Source organism: Intrasporangium sp. (assembly GCF_039812505.1).
GTDB lineage: Bacteria > Actinomycetota > Actinomycetes > Actinomycetales > Dermatophilaceae > Intrasporangium_A.
Map to the genome: position 1 here is coordinate 1 of NZ_JBDIAQ010000028.1, position 23,316 is coordinate 23,316.

The 23,316-nt window shown below is 73.2% G+C and carries 17 protein-coding genes and 1 pseudogene; 3 read left to right on the top strand and 15 right to left on the bottom strand.

Going from position 1 to position 23,316, the window contains the following annotated elements; genetic code table 11:
* Positions 1-532, top strand: a pseudogene (locus WMI84_RS05990) (hypothetical protein); the annotation flags it as partial.
* A 24-nt stretch (positions 533-556) separates the two neighbouring features.
* Here the strand turns inward: WMI84_RS05990 and WMI84_RS05995 are convergent.
* Genes WMI84_RS05995 through WMI84_RS06010 form a run of 4 tightly spaced genes read right to left on the bottom strand, consistent with a single transcriptional unit; the run spans position 557 to position 5,697 of the window.
* Positions 557-1,210 (bottom strand): thymidine kinase, encoded by a 654-nt coding sequence (locus tag WMI84_RS05995; protein WP_347351292.1) that lies wholly within the window; start codon positions 1,208-1,210, stop codon positions 557-559.
* 11 nt (positions 1,211-1,221) lie between these two features.
* On the bottom strand, positions 1,222-2,379 hold the full coding sequence (locus tag WMI84_RS06000; protein WP_347351294.1) for a nucleotide pyrophosphatase/phosphodiesterase family protein: 1,158 nt from the start codon (positions 2,377-2,379) through the stop codon (positions 1,222-1,224).
* Positions 2,376-2,978, bottom strand: coding sequence for a DUF5998 family protein (locus tag WMI84_RS06005; protein ID WP_347351295.1), 603 nt, complete (start codon positions 2,976-2,978; stop codon positions 2,376-2,378). The genes WMI84_RS06000 and WMI84_RS06005 overlap by 4 nt, the downstream gene beginning before the upstream one ends.
* Before the next feature lie 22 nt (positions 2,979-3,000).
* Positions 3,001-5,697 (bottom strand): GNAT family N-acetyltransferase, encoded by a 2,697-nt coding sequence (locus tag WMI84_RS06010; RefSeq protein WP_347351297.1) that lies wholly within the window; start codon positions 5,695-5,697, stop codon positions 3,001-3,003.
* A 54-nt stretch (positions 5,698-5,751) separates the two neighbouring features.
* Here WMI84_RS06010 and WMI84_RS06015 point away from each other — a divergent pair, with 54 nt between their 5' ends.
* Together WMI84_RS06015 and WMI84_RS06020 are read left to right on the top strand one after the other, a co-directional pair.
* Entirely contained in the window at positions 5,752-6,360 is a 609-nt protein-coding gene (locus WMI84_RS06015) for a nitroreductase family protein (RefSeq protein ID WP_347351299.1), read from the top strand.
* A gap of 92 nt (positions 6,361-6,452) precedes the next feature.
* Entirely contained in the window at positions 6,453-8,933 is a 2,481-nt protein-coding gene (locus WMI84_RS06020) for a DNA topoisomerase IV subunit A (protein WP_347351301.1), read from the top strand.
* Here WMI84_RS06020 and pyk read toward each other — a convergent pair.
* The 11 genes from pyk to hisI all read right to left on the bottom strand — a co-directional run bounded on the left by pyk (position 8,906) and on the right by hisI (position 23,307).
* Positions 8,906-10,363 (bottom strand): pyruvate kinase, encoded by a 1,458-nt coding sequence (gene pyk, locus WMI84_RS06025; RefSeq protein WP_347351303.1) that lies wholly within the window; start codon positions 10,361-10,363, stop codon positions 8,906-8,908. The two genes, WMI84_RS06020 and pyk, sit on opposite strands and share 28 nt — an antisense overlap.
* Before the next feature lie 81 nt (positions 10,364-10,444).
* Complete coding sequence (locus tag WMI84_RS06030; RefSeq protein ID WP_347351305.1) at positions 10,445-11,902, bottom strand: glutamate synthase subunit beta; 1,458 nt, start codon at positions 11,900-11,902, stop codon at positions 10,445-10,447.
* A complete protein-coding gene (gene gltB / locus WMI84_RS06035; protein WP_347351306.1) occupies positions 11,895-16,451 on the bottom strand; it encodes a glutamate synthase large subunit in 4,557 nt (1,518 codons plus the stop codon). Before gltB ends, WMI84_RS06030 begins: the two co-directional genes overlap by 8 nt.
* Positions 16,452-16,611: 160 nt before the next feature.
* Positions 16,612-17,547, bottom strand: a complete 936-nt coding sequence (gene lgt / locus WMI84_RS06040; RefSeq protein ID WP_347351308.1) for a prolipoprotein diacylglyceryl transferase — start codon at positions 17,545-17,547, stop codon at positions 16,612-16,614.
* Positions 17,544-18,344: a tryptophan synthase subunit alpha gene (gene trpA / locus WMI84_RS06045; protein ID WP_347351310.1), complete on the bottom strand. Its 801-nt coding sequence runs from the start codon at positions 18,342-18,344 to the stop codon at positions 17,544-17,546. Before trpA ends, lgt begins: the two co-directional genes overlap by 4 nt.
* Positions 18,341-19,582: a tryptophan synthase subunit beta gene (gene trpB / locus WMI84_RS06050; protein ID WP_347351312.1), complete on the bottom strand. Its 1,242-nt coding sequence runs from the start codon at positions 19,580-19,582 to the stop codon at positions 18,341-18,343. Before trpB ends, trpA begins: the two co-directional genes overlap by 4 nt.
* Before the next feature lie 2 nt (positions 19,583-19,584).
* Positions 19,585-20,394 carry an indole-3-glycerol phosphate synthase TrpC gene (trpC, locus tag WMI84_RS06055; protein ID WP_347351314.1) on the bottom strand — a complete coding sequence of 270 codons (810 nt, stop codon included), beginning with the start codon at positions 20,392-20,394 and terminating at the stop codon, positions 19,585-19,587.
* A gap of 5 nt (positions 20,395-20,399) precedes the next feature.
* Positions 20,400-20,669 (bottom strand): HGxxPAAW family protein, encoded by a 270-nt coding sequence (locus WMI84_RS06060; protein ID WP_347351316.1) that lies wholly within the window; start codon positions 20,667-20,669, stop codon positions 20,400-20,402.
* Between the two features lie 102 nt (positions 20,670-20,771).
* A complete protein-coding gene (locus WMI84_RS06065) occupies positions 20,772-21,353 on the bottom strand; it encodes a Trp biosynthesis-associated membrane protein (RefSeq protein ID WP_347351318.1) in 582 nt (193 codons plus the stop codon).
* On the bottom strand, positions 21,353-22,912 hold the full coding sequence (locus tag WMI84_RS06070; RefSeq protein WP_347351334.1) for an anthranilate synthase component I: 1,560 nt from the start codon (positions 22,910-22,912) through the stop codon (positions 21,353-21,355). The genes WMI84_RS06065 and WMI84_RS06070 overlap by 1 nt, the downstream gene beginning before the upstream one ends.
* Before the next feature lie 26 nt (positions 22,913-22,938).
* Positions 22,939-23,307 carry a phosphoribosyl-AMP cyclohydrolase gene (hisI, locus tag WMI84_RS06075; protein ID WP_347351320.1) on the bottom strand — a complete coding sequence of 123 codons (369 nt, stop codon included), beginning with the start codon at positions 23,305-23,307 and terminating at the stop codon, positions 22,939-22,941.
* Positions 23,308-23,316 lie beyond the last annotated feature (9 nt).

Below are 23,316 nucleotides of genomic sequence, written 5' to 3' on the forward strand. Positions count from 1 at the left end.
GATGCGCGAGCGCAGCTCACGGCGCGGGCGTCGTCGTCGCCCGCGCCCCTCGGACCCACCTGCGGCGGACACCCCGGCCGGCGACGCCCGCCCGCCGGCCGCACCCGAGCAGGCGGCTGCGACCCCGCCCCCGGCGGATGGCCGAGGGGTCGAGCCGAGCGTTGGGTCGAGCGGCGAGCCGAGTTCGAAGCCGGATGGCGCCGACGAGCCCGTCCGCCCGGCGGAGAGCTCCCCCGAACCGGCCGCGCCAGCCGCGACGGGGACGGTCGGGTCCGCGCCGGCCGCGTCACCCGACATCTCGGCGTCACCCGACATCTCGGCGTCACCCGACATCTCGGCGTCACCCGACATCTCGGCGTCGGCCGAGCCGGACCGCCCCGTCGAGGCGGACGCGCCGCCCGGCAAGCCGGAGCTGGCGGGTGTCGCGTCCGGGCGGTCCCGGCCGACCGGACGACGCCAGACCAGCCGCCGGTCCACGCGGACCAGCGTGCCGAGCTGGGACGACATCATGTTCGGCCACAAGCCCGACTGAACGCCTCTAGAGCCCACCGCGAGCTCACCGCAGCGGGCCGGCCTCCGGTTCGACGGGCAGCTGGTCGGGTGAGGCCTGCCGGGAGGTCATCCGCCGCATGTAGTGCCGCCGGCACAGGACCTCGTACTCGACGGCCCCCCTCCCGGCCGAGGTCAGGTCACCGACGACGACCTGCGCTCCCTCGACCGCCATCGCGCCGTCCACGACCCGCGCGTTGACGGTCGCGCGCCGACCGCACCAGCACAGCGCGTCGACCTGGAGCACCTCGACGCGGTCCGCGATCTCGATCAGCCGCTTCGAGCCCGGGAACAGCTCGGTCCGGAAGTCGGTCGCGATCCCGAAGGTGAACACGTCGACCTCGATCTCGTCGACGACCCGGGCGAGCTGGTCGACCTGGGCGGGGCGGTAGAACTGCGCTTCGTCGCAGATCAGGTAGTCGACACGCGTTCCGACGCTCACCCGTCCCACGACGACGTCCCAGAAGTCGAGCTCCTCGTCGACCTCGAGCGCATCGGTCTGCAGGCCGAGGCGCGACGAGAGCAGACCTTCCCCGGCCCGGTCGTGTCGGCTGAAGATGAGCCCGGCCCGCCCGCGCGCGGCGTGGTTGTGGTGCAGCTGCAGCGCCAGGGTCGACTTGCCGCAGTCCATGGTCCCGGTGAAGAAGACGAGCTCAGCCACGAGGGGGCAGCCTAGCCACCACCCGCGCCGGCAGCCCGCGGCGGGACCACGATGACCGGCACGGCGATCTCGGCCTCGCTGGTCGAGCCGTGCACGCCGAGCAGCGCCAGGATCTCCTTGCGCATCAGCCCCGAGTGGACCACCGCGAAGCGGTCCTGCATCACCACGACGAGATCGCCGATCCTGGGCAGCACGGCAGGGCGCGTCAGGCCGAACCAGCCCTCGTCGACGGCCTGCTCGCGCGACATCACGTGCGCGAGCCCGCCGAGCCGCCCGCGCCAGGTCTGTGCCACTGCGTCGGTGGCACCGGGCTCCAGGTACAGCTGCAGGTTGCGCGGCTCGCCGCCGACGTGGCGCACCCCCTGCATGAGGGACGGCTCGTGCGCGAGGTCGAGCCGCTGCTCGAACGGGACGTCCACCATGCCGTGGTCGGCGGTGACGACGAGCGACGTGTCGGCCGGGACCCGGTCGGCCAGGTCGGCCAGGGCCCGGTCGACCGACTCCAGCTCGTCGCCCCACTGCCACGACTGGCAGCCGTGAACGTGGCCCACCTTGTCCACGTCACCCCAGTACAGGTAGACGAGGGACCGGCGCGTCGCCCGGACGTTCTCGACGCTGGCCGTGACGCGCTCCTCGAGCCGCTTGGCGGCGACGAACCGGCCACCGCGCAGGGCGGCGTTGGTCAGGCCGGAGCCGTCGAAGTAGCGCGGCCCCACGCGCGTGACGGCCACGCCGTCGTCCTCGGCCGCCTGGAACACGGTGCGGCTCGGCTGCCACCGCAGCGGGTCCGGCCCGTCCTCCCAGGACAGCTCGTTCAGCAGCCGGTCGGTCTCCGGGTCGAGCACCTGGAAGCCGACCAGCCCGTGGGACCCGGGCGGCAGCCCGGTGCCGAAGCTGCCCATCGAGGTGGCCGTCGTCGTCGGGAAGCCGCACGGGATGCGTCGGGCGGTCGGGAGGTGACCGCGCAGGAAGGGCGCGTGGCCGCCGCGCTGCGCGAGCAGGTCGTAGCCCAGCCCGTCGACGAGCACCACGACGCAGCGCGGGGCCGGGGGCAGCCCGAACCGGTCGGCGCCGGCGAAGGCCCGGACCCCGAGTGAGTCCGCGACCGAGGGCAGCACCGACGCGAGCGTGCCGGCGGACCAGTCCGGCGCGTGGGACCGGTGGGTCACCGGCGTGCCGTCCCGCCGCCGATGCTGGTCGACAGGGTGCGGGCGAAGTCGAGCGCGGTGTCGACGGCGCCTTCGCCGTCGGCGGCGGCGCTGATGCGCAGGCTGATGTCGTCGGATGCGACGGTGCCCTCGAACCCGTGGTCGGCGGTGCACTCCGGGTCGGCGCACTGGGCGGGCAGCAGGTCGAGCCGGCTGACCGCTCCCCAGCCGATGGTCAGCGTGATGTCCCGCGAGTGCGTGCCGGGGCTGAAGGTCTCCGGATGGGCGACGACGTGGGTCACCATGACCCCCCGCAGTGCCGCGAGGGGCACGGTCTCGGTCGTGGCCGTGGCGGTCGCGGGCGCGCCGGGCTCGCTGAAGTCGTCGGCGTGGGCGATCACGAGCCGCCGGGGGGTGACCACGAGGACGGTGACGTGGCGCCGCACGGTCTCCTCGTCGAAGGTGGTCTCCTGGTGCACCAGGTGGGCGACGACCTCGTCCCCGGCGACGGCCGACTCGACGACGTCGCACACGAGCGCCGGGTAGTAGCCGGCGTGGGTGATCGCGAGGGTCAGGTTCTCGGGAAGAGCCTGGCCCTGCTCCTGGGAGACACGGCGCATGGGCCCCATCCTTGCATCCTCCTCACGTCATCCCGCGACGTCCGGAGTCCTTGCGCACGAGCGCCGGACGGACGACCGCCTCGGCACCCAGCGCGTCGACGCCGCCGCTCCAGGCGTTGACCGGGTTGAGCTCCAGGTGGGCCAGCTCGGGGTGGTCGTCGGCGAGGACCGACAGGCGCGCCACGAGGTCGCGCAGGGCGGCCCGGTGCACCGGCGCGGCGCCCCGGTGCCCGGCCAGCAGCGGCGCCGCCTTCACCCCGGTGATCAGGTCACGCACGTCGACGTCGGTCAGCGGCGGGATCCGGTGGGCGATGTCGCCGAGCAGCTCGGTGGGGGGCCCGGCCACCGAGAAGCTGACCACCGGCCCGAACAACGGGTCCTCCTGGGTCCGCAGGACGCACGACACGCCGGGCACCGCCATGCGCTGGACCACGAAGCTGCCCCGGGCCAGGGCCCCGAGCCGCTCGCTCAGAGACTCGTAGGCGTCGCGGACGGACTCGGCGTCCACGAGGTCGCCGCGGACCCCGACGATCCCCGGCTGGTGGCGCACGACGGGCGAGTTCGACTTGAGGATGACCGGGTAGGTGAGGCGCTCCGCGGCGGCGACGGCCGCGTCTGCCGAGCCGACCTCCGTCGCGGGCCAGAGCCGGATGCCGTAGCTCTCGAGCACCTCGCCCACCTCGTCGCGGGTCAGCGCACGACCCTCGGGGGTCTCGAGCAGGACCCGGGCGAGCAGCGCCTCGGCCCGCAGCCGGTCGATGCCCGCCGGTGCGACCGGCGCGCCGCGGTCCCTCGCCCGCCACTGCGCGTGGTGCGTCACGGCGTTCAGGGCCCGGATGCCGTCCTCGGGCATCGTGTAGACCGGCACGATCCGGCGCACTCCCCCCGCGTCGTCGTAGCCGAGGCCGCCCTCGACGCCACGCATCCCGAGGAACGTCGCGACACAGGGCTTCTCGTGCCGGGCGGCAACGGTGCGCAGCGCCGAGGAGACGTTCTCGTCGAGGGTCGCCAGGGGTCGGATGAACCCGGCGACGACGCTGTCGACGTCGGGGTCGGCGAAGGCTGCCTCCAGGGCGGTCGCGAACTCGTCGGCGCCGGCCTGCGCCGGCAACGAGACCGGCCCGTGGGTGACCTGCAGGCCCCAGCTGAGACAGGCGGAGGCGCTGATCGACCCCAGGGAGTCGGAGTTGCCGACGATCGCGACCCGCCCTCCGGCCGGCAGCGGCTGGTGCAGGGTCAGCTGGGCCACGTCGAAGAGCTGGTGGATGTTCTCGACGCGGATGACGCCCGCCTGCCGCAGCAGCGCGCCGAAGGCCTGCGGCGGCACCCGGGTCTGTCGGGTGCGGTGCCCGGGCGGGGCGGCGAAGCTCGACACCCCGGAGGAGACCACCACGACCGGCTTGACCATGGCCAGCTGACGGGCGATCCGGGAGAACTTGCGCGGGTTGCCCATCGACTCGAGGTACAGGCCCACGGTGTCGGTTCCCGAGTCGTCGATCCAGTACTGCATCAGGTCGTTGCCCGAGACGTCGGCCCGGTTGCCGGCCGAGGCGAAGACGCTGATCCCCAGGCCGCGCCTGGCGGCGGAGGCGAGGACCGCCACCCCGAGCGCACCGCTCTGGGCGAACAGGCCGAGCCGCCCCGCTGGAGGTACGACCGGCGCGAGGGTGGCGTTCAGGCACACGTCGGCATGGGTGTTGATCAGCCCGAAGCTGTTCGGTCCGACCATCCGCATTCCGGACGAGCGGACCATCCGCCGCAGCCGCTCCTGCCGCTCGGCGCCGTCGGCGCCGGCCTCGGCGAACCCGGCCGACATGACCAGCAGGGCCCGGACCCCCGCCCGGGCGCAGTCGCTCACCACGCCCTCCACCTGCTCGGCGGGTACCACGACCACCACGAGGTCGACCGGGCCGGGCACGTCCAACAGGGAGCGGTACGCCCTCACCCCCTGCACCTCGTCCGCCTCGGGGTGGACCACGAAGAGCTCGCCGCGATAGCCCGAGGCGAGGATGTTGGCCAGCACCATCGCCCCGACCGAGCCCGGCCGACGGCCCGCCCCGACGATCGCCACCCGCTCCGGGAAGAGGATCGTGTGCACGCTGCGCGACTCGGCGCGGTGCTCACGGGACAGGGCGACCGCCTTGGACTGCTCGGTGGGCTCGATGGCGAAGGACAGGTCGACGACCCCGTCCTCCACCCGATGGGTCACCTCGTAGCCGGCGTCCTTGAAGACCATGAGCATCTTGCGGTTCTGCGGCAGCACCTCGGCGGTGAACTTCTCGATGCCGACCTCGCGGGCGATCGCCGCGAGGTGCTCGAGCAGGACCGAGCCGATGCCCTTGCCCTGCAGCCGGTCGGAGATGTTGAACGCCACCTCGGCCGACGAGGTGCCCTCGAGCCGGTCGTAGCGGCCGACGCCCACGATGTCGTCACCGACGGTCGCCACGAGCGCCACCCGGTCCCGATAGTCGACGTGCGTGAAACGGTGCACGTCGCGGTCGCTCAGCTCCTTCAGCGGAGCGAAGAACCGCAGGTAGATCGACTCCTCCGACTGGGCGTTGTGGAACCGGCGCAGCCCGTCGGCGTCGTCGGGCGTGATCGGGCGGACATGGGTCACCGACCCGTCCCGCAGGACGACGTCGGCCTCCCACTCCTGCGGCGGTACAGGCTGTCGCGCACCGGTCTCGGGCGCGCCACGCATTGTCTCGGCGTCGGGCATGCCGCCATCGTGTCACGAGCCGCCGACGGCAGACAGTGCTGCCACAGTGGACCGATGGAGCTCGACGACGTGGTGCGCCGGCGCCGGATGACGCGCCGCTACGACCCCGACCGCACGGTGCCCGACGAGGTGCTGACACGGTGCCTCGAGAACGCGGTGCGCGCCCCCAGCGCGGGCTTCAGCCAGGGCTGGGACTTCGTGGTGCTGCGCACGGCACCGGAGCGCGACCGCTTCTGGGCGGCCACGACGCAGCCGGGACAGCCGGCGGACCCGTGGCTGCGCGGCATACGGGAGGCCCCGGTGCTGATCCTGTGCCTCTCGCACAAGGACGCCTACCTCGACCGGTACGCCGAGCCGGACAAGGGCTGGACCGACCGGAGCGAGCGGCACTGGCCGGTGCCCTACTGGGACGTCGACACGGGGATGGCCGCGCTGCTGATCCTGCTCACCGCGGTCGACTCCGGGCTGGGCAGTCTCTTCTTCGGGGTGCCGGTGGAGCACCACGAGACGGTGCACGCCGCGTTCGGCATCCCGGCGAGCCGGTCGGTCGTCGGGGTGGTGTCGCTCGGCTACGCGCGGCCGGGGCCCCGGAGCCCGAGCCTGCGCCGGCACCGGCGGACCGGGGCCGAGGTGACGCACTGGGGCCGGTTCGGGCGACGGTAGCCCCCGCCTGCGGCGTGGCATCGCGGGAGCCCTGCGCGGGCTGGGGGATCATGGGGTGGTCCGCACGCCGACACTGAGGAGCGCGACCCGGCATGGCCCGCCGCACCACGACCGCACCACCGGAGGACTTCGAGGAGAGGATCATCGGGATCGACGTCGAGGAGGAGATGCAGCACGCCTTCCTCGAGTACTCCTACTCGGTCATCTACTCCCGGGCCCTGCCCGACGCCCGCGACGGCCTGAAGCCCGTCCAGCGGCGCATCCTGTACGGGGCCAGCGAGCTGGGCCTGCGACCCGACCGCGGACACGTCAAGAGCCAGCGGATCATCGGCGAGGTGATGGGCAAGTACCACCCGCACGGCGACCAGGCGATCTACGACGCGCTCGTGCGGATGGCCCAGCCGTTCACCCTGCGCCTGCCGCTGATCGACGGACACGGCAACTTCGGCTCCCTCGACGACGGGCCCGCTGCGGCGCGCTACACCGAGGCCCGGCTGGCACCCGCCGCCATGCTGATGGTGTCCGGGCTCGACGAGGACACCGTGGACTTCGTCCCCAACTACGACGACACCCAGCTGCAGCCGGGCGTGCTGCCGGCCGCCTACCCGAACCTGCTCGTCAACGGCGCCTCGGGCATCGCCGTCGGGATGGCCACGAACCTGCCGCCGCACAACCTCGTCGAGGTCGTCGGCGCGGCCCGGCACCTGATCGAGCACCCGGACTGCTCGCTCGAGGACCTGATGCGGTTCGTGCCCGGGCCCGACCTGCCCTGCGGGGGCCGGATCGTCGGCCTCGAGGGCATCCGCGACGCCTACCTGACCGGCCGGGGCAGCTTCCGCACCCGCGCCACGACCCGCATCGAGTCGGTCACCCCGCGCCGCAAGGGCATCGTGGTGACCGAGCTGCCCTACCTGGTCGGCCCGGAGAAGCTCTTCGAGAAGATCGGCGACCTGGCCGACAAGAAGCTGCAGGGCATCGCCGCGCTCAAGGACCTGTCAGACCGCAGGAACGGCATGCGGCTGGTCATCGAGGTCAAGAACGGCTTCAACCCCGAGGCCGTCCTCGAGCAGCTCTACCGGCTCACCCCGATGGAGGAGAGCTTCGGCATCAACAACGTGGCGCTGGTCGACGGGCAGCCGCGCACGATGGGCCTGAAGGAGCTCTTGCAGGTCTACGTCGACTTCCGGATCGACGTCGTACGGCGACGCTCGGCCTTCCGGCTGGCCAAGCGTGCCGAGCGCCTGCACCTGGTCGAGGGACTGCTCGTGGCCATCCTCGACATCGACGAGGCCATCCAGCTGATCCGCTCCTCCGACGACGCGGCCACCGCCCGGGCCCGGCTGATGGACGTCTTCGACCTGTCCGACGCCCAGGCCACCTACATCCTCGACCTCCAGCTGCGACGGCTGACCAAGTTCTCCCGGATCGAGCTCGAGGCCGAGAGGGGCCAGCTCGAGCGCGAGATCGAGTCCCTCCGGGCCCTGCTCGAGAACGAGCGGCTGCTGCGCCGGCTGGTCTCCAGCGAGCTCGCGGACGTCGCGAAGGCCCATGGCACCCCACGGCGCACCGTGCTGCTCGAGAGCTCGGGCACCGCGGCGGCGACGGCCCCGCTCGAGGTCGGCGACGACCCGTGCTGGGTGCTGTTCAGCTCGACCGGCCTGCTGGCGCGCACCGCGAGCGAGCAGGCCCCGGTCGGCGAGGGTGCCCGGGCCAGGCACGACGCGATCGTCGGTGCGGTGCCGACCACGGCCCGGGGCGAGTTCGGGCTCGTGACCAGCTCCGGGCGGATGGTGCGGCTGTCGGCGCTCGACCTGCCGGCGCTGCCGCCGACCAACGCGCCGCCGAGCCTGTCCGGCGGGGCGCCGCTGGCCGCCTACGTCGACCTCGTGGGCGGCGAGGAGCCGGTCACGATCGTGCCGATCGGGCCGGAGGCGCCCGTGGTCGCGCTGGGCACCGCACAGGGCGTGGTCAAGCGCGTGACGCCCGACGCCCCGAAGGGCACGTCCTGGGAGGTGATCGCCCTCAAGGACGGCGACCGCGTCATCGGTGCCGGGGCCGCCGGCGACGACGCGCTCGACCTGGTCTTCGTCACCAGCGACGCCCAGCTGCTGCGGTTCGGTGCGGGGGCCGTGCGCCCCCAGGGACGCGCCGCGAGCGGGATGGCCGGAGTGCGCCTGTCGCCGGGTGCCGAGGCCGTCTTCTTCGGTGTCGTCGACCCGCGGCACGAGGCGGCGGTGGTCACCTCGGCCGGGTCCACCGCCGCCCTGCCCGGCACCGAGGGCGGCTCGCTGAAGGTGACGCGGTACGCCGAGTACCCGGCCAAGGGGCGCGCGACCGGCGGCGTGCGGTGCCACCGGTTCCTCAAGGGCGAGGACGTGCTCGTGCTCGCCCACGCCGGCAACACCCCGCTGCGGGCCAGCGCGGCGGCCGGAGTGGCCGTCGAGCTGCCGGCCGCGGACGGGCGGCGGGACGGCTCGGGCACCCCGATGACGCAGGTGATCGACCGGATCGCCGCGAACGTCGCCGTGCTGGCCGACCGGCCGGATCAGCCGGTGACCTCCTCGGGCCGGTAGGCCGGGGCCCGGCGGTGCACGGCGTCGCCGACCCGGTGCACGCGCAGGGCGTTCGTCGAGCCGGGGATGCCCGGTGGTGACCCGGCCACGATCAGCACGCGGTCGCCCTCCGCGACGCGCCCCTCGGGGATCAGGGCCAGGTCGACCTGCATCGCGAACTGGTCGGTGTGCCACATCCGGCTCACCAGGTAGGTCTGCATGCCCCACACCAGCGCGAGGCGCGACCGGGTCCGGGGCTCGGAGGTGAAGGCCAGCATCGGCAGCCGGGGGCGCAGCCGCGCCATCCGCATCGCGGAACCGCCGGTCTCGGTGAAGGTGATCAGGAAGCGCGCCTCGACGGACTCGCCGATCTCGACGGCGGCCTTGCAGACGGCGCCGCCCACCGTGACCGGAGTGCGGTCGATCTGGGCGATCCGGTCGTACCCGTGCACCTCGGTGAACTCGATGATGCGCGCCATCGTGGTGACCGACTCGACCGGCCACGCCCCGACCGAGGTCTCCCCCGACAGCATCACCGCGTCGGCCCCGTCCAGCACCGCGTTGGCCGCGTCGGAGGCCTCGGCCCGGGTCGGGCGGGGGTTCTCGACCATCGACTCGAGCACCTGGGTGGCGACGATGACCGGCTTGGCGGCGACCCGGCACAGCTCGACCGCGCGCTTCTGGACGAGCGGGACCTCCTCGAGCGGCATCTCGACACCGAGGTCGCCCCGGGCGATCATGATCCCGTCGAAGGCCTCGATGATCTCGTCGAGGTTCGCCACGGCCTGCGGCTTCTCGATCTTGGCGATGACCGGCAGCCGCTGACCGAACTCGTCCATGATCTCGTGCACGTCCGAGATGTCGGCCGCCGAGCGCACGAAGGACAGGGCCACCCAGTCGACCCCGAGGCGCAGGGCGAAGCGGAGGTCGTCGCGGTCCTTCTCCGAGAGCGCCGGCACGCTGACGGCCACCCCGGGAAGGTTGATCCCCTTGTTGTCCGACACCACCCCGCCCACCACCGTCTCGGTGACGACGTCGGTGTCGTCGACCTCGACCGCGCGCAGGGTCACCTTGCCGTCGTCGATGAGCAGGATGTCGCCGGGGCGCACGTCGGCGGGCAGCCCGGCGTACGTCGTGCCCACCTCCTTCTCGGAGCCCTCGACCTCGCGGGTCGTGATGGTGAACCGCTGCCCGGGGCGCAGGTGGACCGGACCGGCCGCGAACCGCCCGGTCCGGATCTTGGGACCCTGCAGGTCGGCGAGCAGGCCGACCGCGCGGTGCGAGGCGTCACCGGCCTCGCGGACCGCCCGGCAGACCTTCTCGTGGTCCGCGTGGTTGCCGTGCGAGAGGTTGAGCCGGGCCACGTCCATGCCCGCGTCGACGAGCGCCCGCAGCCGCTCCGGCGAGGAGGTCATCGGGCCGATGGTGCAGACGATCTTGGCGCGGCGCATGTGCCAAGACTATTCGTACCGATGCTCCACTCGTGACCCCGCACACACCCTCGCGGGTCACCTGCCGGCGAGGGGCCCGGGTCAGACGGTGAGTGGCCGGTCGGTCGGGGCGATCGGCCGGGGCAGGCCGCTCGAGCCGGTCAGCCAGGCATCGACCCCGGCCGCCGCCGAGCGGCCCTCGGCGATCGCCCAGACGATCAGCGACTGCCCACGGCCGGCGTCGCCGGCGACGAAGACACCCGGCACCGAGCTCATGAAGCTCTTGTCCCGGCGCACGTTGGTCCGCTCGTCCAGCTCGACGCCGAGCTGCTCGACCAGCCCCTCCCGCTGTGGGCCGAGGAAGCCCATCGCGAACAGGACCAGCTGCGCCGGGACCTCCCGCTCGGTGCCCTCCAGCAGGACCGGGCGACCGTCCACGAGGTCGACGTCGCAGAGGCGCAACGCCCGGACGTTGCCGTCCGCGTCGCCGACGAACTCGGTGGTGCTGACGGCGTAGACCCGGTCACCGCCCTCCTCCTGCGAGCTCGACACCCGGAAGATCGCCGGGTAGGTCGGCCAAGGCTGGTTCGGCGGCCGGTCGGTCCCGGGCATCGGCAGGATCTCCAGCGAGGTCACCGAGCGGGCACCCTGACGCAGGGCGGTGCCGATGCAGTCCGAGCCGGTGTCGCCGCCACCGATCACGACGACGTCCTTGTCGGTGGCCAGGATCTGGCCCGGCACCTGACCGCCGAGGGCGGCCCGGTTGCCCTGCGGCAGGTACTCCATCGCCTGGTGTATGCCGCCGAGCTCGCTTCCCGGCACGGCCAGCCCCCGCGGCACGGTGGCCCCGATCGCGAGCACGACTGCGTCGTAGCGGTCCCGCAGCTGTGGCCCGGTGATGTCCACGCCCACCTGCACCCCGGTGCGGAACCGGGTGCCTTCGGCCTCCAGCTGGCGCAGCCGCCGGTCGAGCACGGACTTCTCCATCTTGAACTCGGGGATGCCGTAGCGCAGCAGCCCGCCCGGCTTGTCGGCGCGCTCGAACACGGCCACGGTGTGCCCTGCGCGGGTCAGCTGCTGGGCGGCCGCGAGCCCGGCCGGGCCCGACCCGACGATCGCAACGGTCTTGCCGGTGAGCCGTTCCGGTGGGAGCGGCTCGACCAAGCCGCGCTCGAAGGCCTGCTCGGCGATCGTCCACTCGACCTGCTTGATCGTCACGGCCGGCTGGTTGATGCCGAGCACGCAGGCCGTCTCGCAGGGGGCCGGGCACAGCCGGCCGGTGAACTCGGGGAAGTTGTTGGTCGCGTGCATCCGTTCGATGGCGCCGCGCCAGTCGTCCCGCCAGGCCAGGGTGTTCCACTCCGGGATCAGGTTGCCGAGCGGGCAGCCGTTGTGGCAGAAGGGTATTCCGCAGTCCATGCAGCGACTCGCCTGGCGTTGCAGCTCCTCGAGCGGCTGGTCCTCGTAGACCTCCTTCCAGTCCTGGATGCGGACCGGGACCGGCCGCCGCTTGGGCAGCTCCCGGGTCCGGTGCTTCAGGAAGCCGTAGATGTCAGCCATGGGATGCCTCCAGGATGCGGTGCCACACCTCGGTGCCGTCGACGTCGAGGTCGTCGGTGGCCGCGGCGGCACGGACGTCGAGGACCCGCTGGTACGCGGTGGGCAGCACGAGCGTGAAGCGGTGCCTCGTCTCGTCCCAGTCGTCCAGCAGCCGCCGGGCCACCGCGGAGTCGGTCTGCTCGAGGTGCTGGCGCAGCAGGTCGCGCACCGTGGCCTCGTCGTCGGTCCGCAGCGGCAGCAGCTGGACGAGCTCGGGGTTGACCCGGTCCGGGCGCAGGTCGAGGACGTAGCCGACGCCGCCGGACATGCCGGCCGCGAGGTTGCGGCCGGTCGGCCCGATGATGACGGCGACGCCGCCGGTCATGTACTCGAGTCCGTGGTCGCCGACCCCCTCGACGACGGCCGTCGCGCCGGAGTTGCGCACGCAGAAGCGCTCGCCGACCCGGCCCCGCAGGAACAGCCGGCCACCGGTCGCGCCGTAGCCGATGACGTTGCCGGCGATGACGTTGTCCTCGGCCACGAGGGTCGCGGCGGGGTCGGGCCGGATCACGATCCGGCCCCCGGACAAGCCCTTGGCGACGTAGTCGTTGGCGTCTCCGAGCAGCCGCAGCGTGATCCCGCGCGGGAGGAACGCCCCGAAGGACTGGCCCGCGGTGCCGGTCATCGTCACCTCGATCGTGCCGTCGGCCAGGCCGTCGGGGTGTGCCTTGGTGACCTGGTGGCCGAGCATGGTGCCGACCGTGCGGTTGACGTTTCGGACCGCGATCTCGGTGCGCACCTGCTCGCCGCCCTCGATGGCGGGCAGCGCCCGGGCGATCAGCTCGTTGTCCAGCGCCTTGTCAAGACCGTGCTCCTGACCGGTCGACTGGTGCAGGGTGCCGCCGCTCGGGTTGGCCGCGACGGTGAGGATCGGCGTCAGGTCGAGCCCCGACGCCTTCCAGTGGGTGATCGCCTTGTCGAGGTCGAGGCTGTCGACCTGGCCGACGGCCTCCCGGATGGACCGGAAGCCGAGCGCCGCCAGGTGCTCGCGGACCTCCTCGGCGACGTACTCGAAGAAGGTCTCGACGAACTCGGGCCGACCGCTGAACCGGGCCCGCAGCTCCGGGTTCTGCGTGGCCACCCCGACCGGGCAGGTGTCCAGGTGGCAGACCCGCATCATGATGCACCCGGAGACGACCAGTGGCGCGGTGGCGAAGCCGAACTCCTCGGCACCGAGCAGCGCCGCGACGACGACGTCGCGGCCGGTCTTCAGCTGGCCGTCGGCCTGCACGACGATGCGGTCGCGCAGGCCGTTGACCACGAGCGTCTGCTGGGCCTCGGCCAGGCCCAGCTCCCACGGCGCACCGGCGTGCTTGAGCGAGGTCAGCGGCGAGGCTCCGGTACCGCCGTCGTGGCCCGAGATCAGCACCACGTCGGCGTGCGCCTTCGAGACCCCGGCCGCGACGGTGCCCACGCCGATCTCGGCGACGAGCTTGACGTGGATCCGCGCCGCGGGGTTCGCGTTCTTCAGGTCGTGGATGAGCTGGGCCAGGTCCTCGATGGAGTAGATGTCGTGGTGCGGCGGCGGCGAGATGAGCCCCACCCCCGGTGTCGAGTGGCGGGTGCGGGCGATCCAGGGGTAGACCTTGTTTCCGGGCAGCTGGCCCCCCTCGCCCGGCTTGGCGCCCTGGGCCATCTTGATCTGCAAGTCGTCGGCCTGGGTGAGGTAGAGGCTGGTGACCCCGAACCGGCCCGAGGCGACCTGCTTGATGGCCGAACGTCTGGCGGGGTCGAGCAGCCGGTCGGGGTCCTCGCCGCCCTCGCCGGTGTTGGACTTGGCACCGAGCCGGTTCATCGCGACGGCCAGGGTCTCGTGCGCCTCCTGCGAGATCGAGCCGTAGCTCATCGCACCGGTGCTGAAGCGACGCACGATCTCGCCGACCGGCTCGACCTCCTCGAGCGGCACGGGCAGCCGCCCGGTGACACCCGGCGGCTTGAAGGACATCAGGCCGCGCAGGGTCATCAGGCGCGCGGACTGGTCGTCGATCCGCTGCGTGTACTGCTTGAAGATCCCGTACTGGCGGGTGCGGGTCGAGTGCTGCAGGCGGAAGACGGTCTCGGGGTCGAACAGGTGCGGCTCGCCCTCGCGGCGCCACTGGTACTCGCCGCCCACCTCGAGCACCCGGTGCGCCTGCTGGACCCCCTCGGGCGGGTAGGCCCGCGCGTGCCGGGCCGCGGTCTCGGCGGCGATCACCTCGAGCCCCACCCCGCCGAGCTGGGAGACGGTGCCGGTGAAGTACCGGCCGACGAGGTCCTGGGACAGCCCGATCGCCTCGAAGACCTGCGCACCGCGGTAGGAGGCCACGGTGGAGATGCCCATCTTCGACATGACCTTCAGCACGCCCTTGCCGAGGGCCTTGATCAGGTTGTGGACCGCCTGCTCCGGGGTCACACCGTCGATGTGCCCGGCGCGCGCGAGGTCCTCGACGGTCTCCATGGCCAGGTAGGGGTTGACGGCCGCGGCGCCGTAGCCGACGAGCAGTGCGACGTGGTGCACCTCGCGCACGTCGCCCGCCTCCACGAGCAGGCCCACCTGGGTGCGGGTCTTCTCGCGGATCAGGTGGTGGTGCACGGCCGCGGTGAGCAGCAGCGAGGGTATCGGGGCCAGGTCGCGGCCGGAGTCGCGGTCCGAGAGCACGACGAAGCGGGCCCCCCGCCGGATCGCCTCCGAGACCTCGGCGAAGATCTCGTCCAGGCGTGCGCGCATCGCGGCCGAGCCGGCGGTGACGTCGTAGAGCCCGCGCACCACGTGGGTCGCGTAGCCGGGCCGGTCCCCGTCGGCGTTGATGTGCACGATCTTGGCCAGCTCGTCGTTGTCGATGACCGGGAAGTCGAGCACGATCTGCCGGGCGTGGGCCGGCGAGGCGGACAGGGCGTTGCCCTCGGGGCCGATCGTCGTCGAGAGCGAGGTGACCAGCTCCTCGCGGATGGCGTCCAGGGGCGGGTTGGTCACCTGGGCGAACAGCTGGGTGAAGTAGTCGAACAGCAGCCGCGGCCGCGAGGACAGCGCGGCCAGCGGGGTGTCGGTCCCCATCGAGCCGATCGCCTCGGCGCCCGAGCGGGCCATCGGGGTCAGCAGGACGCGCAGCTCCTCGGTGGTGTATCCGAAGGTCTGCTGGCGGCGGGCCACGGAGGAGGCGGTGTGCACGACGTGCTCCCGCTCGGGCAGGTCCTCGAGCCGGATCAGGCCGGCGCGCAGCCAGTCCTGGTAGGGCTGCAGCCCGGCCAGCTGGGACTTGATCTCGTCGTCGGAGACGATCCGGCCGTGCTCGGTGTCGACCAGGAACATCCGGCCCGGCTGCAGCCGGCCCCGCCGGACCACCGTGGCCGGGTCGAGGGCCAGGACCCCCGACTCGGAGGCGAGCACGACCAGCCCGTCGTCGGTGACGGCATACCGGCCGGGCCGCAGCCCGTTGCGGTCGAGCACCGCGCCGATGAGCGTGCCGTCGGTGAAGGTGACGTTGGCCGGCCCGTCCCAGGGCTCCATGAAGCTCGCGTGGAACTCGTAGAAGGCCCGGCGGGCCGGGTCCATCGAGGCGTTGTTCTCCCACGCCTCGGGGATCATCATCAGCACCGCGTGCGGCAGCGAGCGGCCCCCGAGGTGCAGCAGCTCGAGCACCTCGTCGAAGCTCGCGGAGTCGGAGCCGCCGGGGGTGCAGATCGGGAAGATCCGCTCGAGGTCGCCCGGGATGATGTCCGAGGTGAGCAGGCTCTCGCGGGCGCGCATCCAGTTGCGGTTGCCGCGCACGGTGTTGATCTCCCCGTTGTGCGCGATGAGCCGGTAGGGGTGCGCGAGGGGCCAGGACGGGAAGGTGTTGGTCGAGAACCGGGAGTGGACCAGGGCCAGCTGGGTCGCGAAGCGTGAGTCGCCGAGGTCGGGGAAGAAGGGCTCGAGCTGTCCGGTCGTCAGCATGCCCTTGTAGACCAGCGTGCGGCTCGAGAAGGACGCGAAGTACACGTCGGTGTCGCGTTCGGCCCGCTTGCGCAGGCAGAAGGCGAGCCGGTCCAGCCCGAGGCTGACCGCGCGACCGATCCGGGACGAGACGAACAGCTGCTCGAAGTGCGGCATGCAGGCCCGGGACGCCTCGCCGACGAGCTCCGGGGCGACCGGCACCTCGCGCCAGCCGAGGACCGTGAGGTTCTCGGCGGTCGCGAGCTGCTCGATGCGTTCCTTGACCGCGGCGCGCTCCTGCGGGTCGGTGGGCAGGAAGGCCAGCCCGACGGCATACGCCCCCGCGTTGGGCAGCGCGAAGGGCACCACGGAGCGAAGGAAGTGGTCGGGGACCTGGGTGAGGATGCCCGCGCCGTCGCCGACGCAGGGGTCGGCGCCGGTGGCGCCGCGGTGGTCCAGGTTGCGCAGGGCGGTGAGGGCGTGCTGGACGATGTCGTGGCCGGCGGTGCCGCGCATGGTGGCGACGAAGGCGACCCCGCAGGCGTCGTGCTCGTTCTCGCGCCGGTAGAGGCCGAAGTCCTCCGGATGCGCGCTGAAGCGTCGGTCAAGCGGCGTCATGGGCACCGTCCTTTTCGAATCGTCCCTGGATCGTCCCTGTCGATGTCGGCGGTGTGGACGGCGTCGGCCACGGTGAGGTGTGGCGCAAGGCTACTCCCGCAGCGCCCGGTCCCGAACGAGGTCACCGGACGTTTTTGCATCCTGAGATGGCCTCGCCGGCTCAGCCCGGGCCGTCGCGGTCGGCCGGTGCCGAGGTCTGTTCGTGGGTGTCGCCCGTGCCCGTGCCCCCGGGCCCACCGGGCGGCGCCGCTCGGCCGAACCGGACCCACAGCAGCAGCCCGACGAGGAAGACCAGGATCGAGACCCAGGTGTTGACGCGCTGCCCGAGGATGTGGTTGGCCGCGTCGCTGCGCATGTTCTCGATGACGATCCGCCCGATCGGATAGCCCATGACGTAGGCCGCGAAGGTCTGCCCGGCCGCGAGCCGCCGGTGCCGCTCGAGCCAGAGGAGCGCGAACACGAGCAGGACGCACCAGATGGACTCGTAGAGGAAGGTCGGGTGGAAGTAGCCCTTGACGATCGGGTTGCCGGCCGAGTCGGTCACGGCATGCCCGAGCGCCTGGTCCCACTCGTAGACCTTCAGCCGCCACGGCAGCGTGGTGGGACCGCCGTAGATCTCGTTGTTGAAGTAGTTGCCGAACCGGCCCATGGCCTGGGCGACCAGCACGCCGGGGGCGGCCGCGTCGACGAAGGCGGTGAAGGTGACCCCGTGGCGCCGGCAGCCGATCCACACGCCGAACGCGCCCAGCGCGATGGCCCCCCAGATGCCGAGCCCACCGTTCCAGATCGCGAAGGCGTCCATCGGGTGCCCGCCCGGGCCGAAGTACGGCTGCGGGGTGGTGATCAGGTGGTAGATCCGCCCGCCGACGATCCCGAACGGCACGGCCCATGCGCTGATGTCGAGCGCCACGCCCTTGCGGGCCCCGCCGGCCACGAGCCGACGGTCGGTCCACCACACGGCCACGACGATCCCGGCGAGGATGCACAGCGCGTAGGCCCGGATCGGGACGGGCCCGAGGTACCACACGGCCTGGGTCGGTGACGGGATGTACGCCACGGGCGAGGCCAGCGTCGGTATGCCGCTCACCGCGCTCACGCGCGACCCCTCCGGACGCCGTCGGCCAGCTCGGCCGCGAGGTCGCCCAGCCGGGCCAGCCCGTCGGCCGGCGAAGGTGCGGTCGTCAGGCACCGCACGAGCGCCGAACCGACGATGACGCCGTCCGCGAAGCGGCCGACCTCGGCGGCCTGCTCCCCGGTCGAGACGCCCAGCCCGACGCACACCGGCAGGTCGGTGACGGCGCGGGTGCGCGCGACGAGGTCCGCGGCCGCCGCGCCGACCGTGGCGCGGGCACCGGTGACACCCATGACCGCGGTGGCGTAGACGAAGCCCCGGCAGGCCGAGGTCACCGTGGCCAGCCGCTCCGGGGTCGAGCTCGGGGCCACCAGGAAGACCGTGTCGAGGTCGTGGCGGCGTGCCGCCGCGATCCAGTCCTGCGCCTCGTCGGGGATCAGGTCGGGGGTGATCAGCCCGGAGCCGCCCGCCGCGGCGAGCTTCACGGCGAAGTCCTCGACGCCGTGGCGCAGCACCGGGTTCCAGTAGGTCATCACGAGCGCGGCCGCGCCGCTGTCGACCACGGCCCGGGCCGCGGTGAACGCGTCACGCACGCGCACCCCGCCGGCGAGGGCCCGGACGGCGGCATCCTGGATGACCGGTCCGTCCAGGACCGGGTCGCTGTAGGGGACCCCGATCTCGACGACGTCGACGCCGGCCTGCACCAGCACGCGCATCGCCGCGATCGAGCCGTCGACCGTGGGGAAACCCACGGGCAGGTAGCCGACCAGGGCGGCCCGGCCCTGCTCCCGGCAGCGGCGCAGGACGGGTGCCACGCTCACGGCGTGGCCTCCGGACCGGTCGGCTCGTCGTGGCGGAGGGCGAGGTGGGCCGGGTCCATCAGGCCGAACCACCGCGCGGCGGTGTCCACGTCCTTGTCGCCACGACCGGAGAGGCTGACCAGGATGACCGCGTCGGGCCCGAGCTCGCGGCCGAGCTGCATCGCGCCGGCGAGCGCGTGGGCGCTCTCGATGGCGGGCAGGATGCCCTCGGTGCGCGAGAGCAGGGCGAAGGCCTCCATCGCCTCGTCGTCGGTGACCGGGCGGTACTCGGCGCGACCGGTCTCGCGCAGGTAGGCGTGCTCGGGGCCGACGCTCGGGTAGTCGAGGCCGGCCGAGACGCTGTGCGACTCGATGGTCTGGCCGTCCTCGTCCTGCAGCACGTAGGTGTAGGCGCCGTGCAGCACCCCCGGCTCGCCGGTGGAGAACCGGGCGGCGTGCCGGCCCGAGGCGATGCCGGACCCGCCGGCCTCGAGCCCGACCAGCCGTACCCCGGCGTCGTCGATGAAGCGGTGGAAGATCCCCATGGCGTTCGACCCGCCGCCGACGCAGGCGCAGACGACGTCGGGCAGTCGGCCGACGAGGTCGAGGACCTGCTGGCGGGCCTCGACCCCGATGATCCGGTGGAAGTCGCGCACCATCTCGGGGAACGGGTGGGGTCCGGTCACGGTGCCCAGCACGTAGTGCGTGGTCGCGACGTTGGCGACCCAGTCGCGGAAGGCCTCGTTGACGGCGTCCTTGAGGGTCTGGCTGCCGTGCTCGACGGCGACCACCTCGGCACCGAGCAGACGCATCCGGGCCACGTTGAGCGCCTGCCGCTCGGTGTCCTTGCGGCCCATGTAGACCACGCAGTCGAGCCCGAGCAGGGCCGCGGCGGTGGCGGTCGCTACGCCGTGCTGGCCGGCCCCGGTCTCGGCGATCACCCGGGTCTTGCCCATCCGCTTCGTGAGCAGGGCCTGTCCCAGGACGTTGTTGATCTTGTGCGAGCCGGTGTGGTTCAGGTCCTCGCGCTTGAGGATGACCCGGGCCCCGCCGCAGTGCTGCGCGAAGCGCGGCACCTCGGTGACGATGCTGGGCCGGCCGGTGTAGGTGCGGTGCAGGCGCTCCAGCTCGCCGACGAACTCGGGGTCGACGACGGCCTTGCGCCGCTCCTCGTCGAGCTGTTCGAGCGCGGGGACCAGCGCCTCGGGGACGTAGCGTCCGCCGAAGCGACCGAACCTGCCGACCGGACCGTGGGACATGTTCACTCCTGGCTCGATCGGGCCGGGGCCGCCGCGGCGACGAGCTCGCGGACCGCCTCGGTGGGCCGTCCGCCGGTCACCAGCGCCTCGCCGACGAGGACCGCGCGGGCCCCGGAGCGGGCGTACGCGGCGACGTCGCCGGGCCCGGTGACACCCGACTCGGCCACCGCGACCACGTCGCCGGGGACGTGCGCGAGCAGGTCGTGCACCGTGTCCCGGTCGACCTCGAGCGTGCGCAGGTCGCGGGCGTTGACGCCGACCAGGCCGGGCTCGAGGGCCAGGGCCCGGTCGAGCTCGTCGCGGGAGTGCACCTCGACGAGGGGGGTCATGCCGAGCCCGAGCGCCTGGGCGTGCAGGTCGCGCAGGAGGGCGTCGTCGAGTGCCGCCACGATCAGCAGCACGAGGTCGGCGCCGTGGGCCCGCGCCTCGGTGACCTGGTATGGGTCGACGGTGAAGTCCTTGCGCAGGACCGGGACGGCGACCGCCCGGCGGACGGCGTCGAGGTCGTCCAGCGAGCCGCCGAAGCGGCGCTGCTCGGTGAGCACGCTGATCGCGCTCGCTCCGCCCGCCTCGTAGGCGGCGGCCAGCGCGGCCGGTTGCGGGATGTCGGCGAGGTGGCCCTTGCTCGGGCTGCGCCGCTTCACCTCGGCGATCACGGCGACCCCGGCGGCGGCGCGGAACAGCGGCAGCGGGTCGCGGGGCGGGGCGACGTCCGCCAGCGCTGCCTCGAGGCGGGCGGCGGGCCGGGCCGAGCGCCGGGTCTCGAGGTCCTCGCGGACGCCGGCGATGATCTCGTCGAGGACGCTGGGCACCGGTTTCAGCTCTGGCGGGATGTCGTGGAGCCCGACTCGCGCGAGGTGCCCGCGGGTGGCGCCGGCGGCATCAGCCGGTTCTTGTTGCCGTAGCCGGCCATCGACAGGACCTTGCCGGCGATGACGCCGATGACCACGACGACGGCCGCGATGATGCCCAGCACGCCGTTGGCGACGAGCACGGCGATCCCTCCGATGACGGCCCCGACGAGGACGATGATGACCAGAGTCCAGGCGGCGACGCTGTGGCCGTGGTCCTCGTGCTCTTCTTCCATGACTCCCTCTCTCCGGTGGGGATGACGTCTACGCGCGGGCCCATTGTGTCAGGTACCGGTGGATGCGTCTGCCAAGGGGCGCGTGGCACGCGGGAGCCGGCGTCACCCGTCCGGCGGCTCCCGGCCGGCCGTCGGGTCCTGCCCGTCGGTGAGCTCGTCCCAGGCGCTGCGGGCCTGGCCGCGCGGCCCGGCGGGGGGTGGGCTCCCCCGCTCGTACCGGGAGCCCAGACCGGCCCAGCGCCGGCTCCAGGACGCCGCGAGGACGGCACCGACGACGAGCAGGGCGGCCACCGCCACCGCGACCCACACGACGACCGTCGCTGCTCCCGTGGCGGCCGGCGCCGTGGTGCGGGCCAGCTCTCGCGCCACGGCGTCGGCGACGACCTGCTCCGGGCGCAGGGCGACGAGCAGCACCAGCGCCAGGGCGCCCAGGGCGGAGGCCAGCAGCAGCGCCGCCGCGGCGGCTCTGATCGCCCGCCCACCGGTCAGCAGCGCCACGAGGGCCGCCACCGCCACGATGGCCAGCCCGATGACGGCGGGCATGGCCTCGGTGCCGGTCACGGCGATCGCCCCTTGGCTCAGCACGTCGTTCGCGTGGCCGACGGCCCACCCCCGGGTGGTCAGGGCGGCCAGCGCCGCGGCCGGCACGGCGACGGCGAGGACTGCCGCGCGCTTGCCGGCCATCAGCCGGTCACCGTCTCCAGGCCCGCCGCCGCGGCGACCGCGCGCAGCGCCGCCGCCGCCTTGTTGACCGTCTCGTCGTACTCGAGGTGCGCCACCGAGTCGGCCACGATCCCGGCACCGGCCTGGATGTGGGCCGATCCGTCCTTGACGAGGGCGGTGCGGATCGCGATGGCCATGTCGAGGTCGCCGGCGAAGTCGAGGTAGCCGACCACCCCGCCGTAGAGGCCCCGGCGCAGGCCCTCGTACTCGTCGATGAGGGCCATCGCGCGGGGCTTGGGCGCCCCGGACAGGGTGCCGGCGGGGAAGGTCGCGACGAGCGCGTCGTAGGCGGAGCACCCGTCGCGCAGCCGCCCCACGACGGTCGACTCGATGTGCATGATGTGGCTGTAGCGGCGCACCGACATGAAGTCGACGGTGTCGACGCTGCCCGGCCGGCAGATGCGCTGCAGGTCGTTGCGGGCCAGGTCCACGAGCATCAGGTGCTCGGCCCGTTCCTTGGTGTCGGCGAGCAGCTCCTCCGCGAGCTGCGCGTCGTGCTCCGGGCTGCTCCCCCGCGGGCGCGACCCGGCGATGGGGTGGGTGATCGCCTCCCGGCCGGTCACCTTGATCAGCGCCTCCGGGCTGGACCCCACGACGTCGTAGGTCGAGCCGTCCGGGTGGGGCAGCCGCAGCAGGTACATGTAGGGGCTCGGGTTGGACACCCGCAGGGCGCGGTAGACGTCGAGGGCGTCGGCGGGGCACGGCACGGTGAAGCGCTGCGAGACCACGATCTGGAAGGCCTCGCCGGCGCGGATGGCCTCCTTCGCCCGCTCCACGAGGCCCTCGTACTGCTCGCGGGTGTGGCTGCTCACCGGCTCCTGCCGCACCGGCCGGATCGTCGAGACGGTGCTCTCGGCGGGGGCCGCGAGCTCGCGGACCATCCGGTCGAGGCGGTCGACGGCGTCGGCCCAGGCCTGCTCGACCCGCTCGTCGGTGGCGTCGCGGTTGAGCGCGTTGGCCACCAGCAGCAGCGAGCCGTCGGTGTGGTCGAACACCGCGAGGTCGGTGGCGAGCATCATCGCGAGCTCGGGCAGGTCGAGCCGGTCGACACCCGTGTCCGGCACGGACTCCCAGTGCCGGACGGCGTCGTAGCCGATCGCGCCGACCATCCCACCGGTCAGCGGGGGCAGGCCCTCGATGCGGGGCGTGGCCAGGGCCGCCACCGTGTCGCGCAGCGCCTGCGTCGGGTCGCCGGAGGTCGGCAGCCCCACCGGGACCGCACCGATCCAGTGTGCCGCTCCGCCACGCTCGGTCAGGGTCGCCTCGCAGCGGGCCCCGACGATCGAGTAGCGCGACCAGACGCCGCCGTGCTCGGCCGACTCGAGCAGGAAGGTGCCCGGGGCGCTCCTGGCCAGCTTGCGGTACACCCCGACGGGCGTCTCCGCGTCGGCCAGGACCCGGCGCACGACCGGGATGACGCGACGGTCGCCGGCGAGGGCGAGCTGCGTGAAGAGCTCGAGCGGGGGCCAGGTCACCCCCCAGGTGAGGTCGGCGTGCGGCGCCGGCGAGGTGAGCGGCATACGGGCCGGCCGGCCGGGCACGACGCTCAGCGCTCCTGGCCCACGACGGCGGGTAGCACGCGGGCGTCGAAGCAGGTCCGGTCGCCGGTGTGGCAGGCGGCTCCCTCCTGGTCGACGAGGACGAGGACCGCGTCGCCGTCGCAGTCCAGGCGCACGCCCCTGACCCACTGCACGTGGCCGCTGGTGTCGCCCTTGCGCCAGTACTCCTGCCGGCTGCGCGACCAGAAGGTGACCCTGCCCTCGGTGAGGGTGCGGCGCAGGGCCTCCTCGTCCATCCAGCCGACCATGAGGACCTCGTGGGTGTCGTGCTGCTGCACGACCGCGGCGACCAGACCGGCCGCGTCCCGCTTGAGCAGGGCGGCGATGGTGGGCTCGAGGGCGGGGGCGTCGGTCACGTCGCCATT